At 71.0% G+C, this 2,654-nt stretch carries 1 protein-coding gene; it reads right to left on the bottom strand.

Going from position 1 to position 2,654, the window contains the following annotated elements; all coding sequences use genetic code 11:
• Window positions 1-2,654, bottom strand: a 2,654-nt coding sequence (locus IE255_RS38805; protein WP_190055145.1) for a type I polyketide synthase, incomplete at both ends; no start/stop codon positions are given.

The following is a 2,654-nucleotide window of genomic DNA, read 5'->3' as shown; positions in this document are numbered from 1 at the left end:
TCCCGGGCCACATCGCCGCTACCGGCACCCCGCAGCTGCTCAGCAGTCACCGGACGCAACGCCAACGACTCCACCGACGCCACATGCGCACCCGTGCCATCAGCCAACAGCAGCGACACACCCGAACCCGAGCGCGCAATCCGCACGCGCAGCATCCGCGCACCCACCGCCGAGAGCGACACCCCCGACCACGCGAACGGCAGACCCACACCGCCCTCGACCGCCTCCGGGTCACCATCGGCAGCGAGCCCGATCGCGTGCAAGGCTGCGTCCAGCAGCGCCGGATGCAACCCGAAGCCATCGGCGTCCGCGCCCTCGGGCAGCACGACCTCGGCGAAGACATCACCGCCCTGTCGCCAGGCCGAACGCAGGCCCTGGAACAGGGGTCCGTACTCGTAGCCCGAATCGGCGAGTTCCTCGTACAGAGCGTCGATCGTCACCGCCTGGGCGCCCGCCGGCGGCCACTGGGCCAGCTCTTCCGTCACCGGCGCGGCAACCTCGGCCAACACACCGCTCGCGTGCCGCGTCCAGACTCCGTCCGCGGTGTCGGTGGGACGCGAGTACATCGTCAGTTCGCGTCGTCCGGACTCGTCGGCCGCGGCGACCGCGAGCTGGACGGCGACCGCGCTCTGGTCGGCGAAGACCAGCGGAGCCTCGATGGTGAGCTCTTCCACCAGGCCGCATCCGACCTGGTCAGCTGCGTGCAGTGCCAGTTCCACGAACGCGGTGCCCGGCAGCAGCACAGAACCCCACACCGCGTGATCCGCCAGCCACGGATGCGTCTCGACCGACAGCCGGCCGGTCAGCAGGACGACGCCATCGGTACCCGCGAGACCGACCGCACCCGACAGCAGCGCGTGGTCGACCGAGTCGAGTCCTGCGGACGCCACGTCCAGGTTCCCCTGCCCGAGGGCCCCACTCAGCCAGTAGCGCTCGCGTTGGAAGGGGTAGGTGGGCAGGTCCACGTGGGCGGCTTGCCGCCCCGCGAACAGGGCGTGCCAGTCCAGCTCCACGCCCCGGACATGCGCTTCGGCCAGCGAGGTCATGAAGCGGTGTGCCTCGTCCTCGTTCCGGCGCAGAGTGCCCAGCGCCACCGCGTCACTGCCGACCGCCTCGAAGATCTCCTGCAAGCCGAGGTTGAGCACCGGGTGCGGGCTCACCTCGATGAACACGCCAAGACCGTCCCCGGCCGCCGCGCGCACCGCCTGCTCAAACTCCACCGTGGAGCGCAGGTTGCGGTACCAGTAGCCGCCGTCCAGGCCGGTCGTGTCGTCCAGCAGGCCGCCGGTGAGTGTGGAGTAGAACGGCACCTGGCCGGACGTCGGCGTCACGCCCGCGAGCAGCTCGGCCAACTCCGTCTCGATCAGCTCCACTTGGGCCGAGTGCGAGGCGTAGTCCACGGCGATCTTCTTCGCGCGGATGTCCTGCTCGGTGCAGGAGGCCACCAGTTCCTCCAGCGCGTCCGGCTCACCGGACACCACCACCGAGGACGGACCGTTGACCGCGGCCACGGAGATGCGGCCTTCCCAGGCCGTCAGGCGCTCACGCACCTCCGCCACCGGCAGCGACACCGAGACCATGCCACCGCCACCCGAGAGTGCCAGCAGGGCACGCGACCTGAGCGCCACCACCCGGGCACCGTCCTCCAGCGACAGCCCACCCGCGACCACCGCCGCCGCGATCTCCCCCTGCGAGTGACCGATCACCGCGGCCGGCTCCACACCACACGCCCGCCACAACTCCGCAAGCGACACCATCACCGCCCACAGGACCGGCTGCACCACATCCACCCGGTCAAAACCGGGCGCACCCGGCTCCTGCCTCACGACATCCAGCAGACGCCAGTCCGTGAACGGCTCCAAAGCCGCCCCACACTCCGCCATCCGCCCCGCGAACACCGGCGACGACTCCAGCAGCCCGGCCGCCATGCCCTGCCACTGCGCCCCCTGCCCCGGGAACACGAACACCGGACGAGCCGAGGAACCCGCGACACCGCGCACCACACTCGCGGCCGAGCCGCCCAGCGCGACCGTCTCCAGACCCGACCGCAGCTCCTCCAGACCACCCGCCAGCACCACCGCACGGTGCTCGAAACGCGACCGTCCCAGCGCCAAGGCGTTACCGAGGTCCTCGAGCGAGAGGCCCGGGGTGTCGGCCAACGCGGCCTGGACTCCCCCTGCCTGGGCCCGCAGAGCGTCCTCCGACTTGCCCGACAGCACGAACGGCACGCCCGCTCCCACCACCGGAGGAGACCCGGCGACGGACTCCGTCACCACAGGCTCCGCCTCCGGCGCCTGCTCCACGATCACATGCGCGTTCGTGCCGCTGATACCGAACGAGGACACCGCAGCACGCCGCGGCTCGCCTGTCTCCGGCCAGGCCACCGACTCTGTCAGCAGCTCAACAGCACCCGCCGACCAGTCCACGTGCGACGACGGCGCGTCCACGTGCAGCGTCTGCGGCAGCACTCCATGGCGTACGGCCTGGACCATCTTGATGATTCCGGCGACGCCCGCGGCGGCCTGCGTGTGGCCGATGTTCGACTTGATCGAGCCGAGCAGCAGCGGCCGGTCCTCCGGCCGGTTCTGACCGTACGTCGCGATCAGGGCCTGTGCCTCGATCGGGTCGCCGAGCCTGGTGCCCGTGCCGTGTGC

Source organism: Streptomyces lomondensis, assembly GCF_014651035.1.
Lineage (GTDB): Bacteria > Actinomycetota > Actinomycetes > Streptomycetales > Streptomycetaceae > Streptomyces > Streptomyces lomondensis.
The sequence above is the reverse complement of the archived record's forward strand: the minus strand, read 5'-3'. Positions and strand labels throughout refer to the sequence as shown.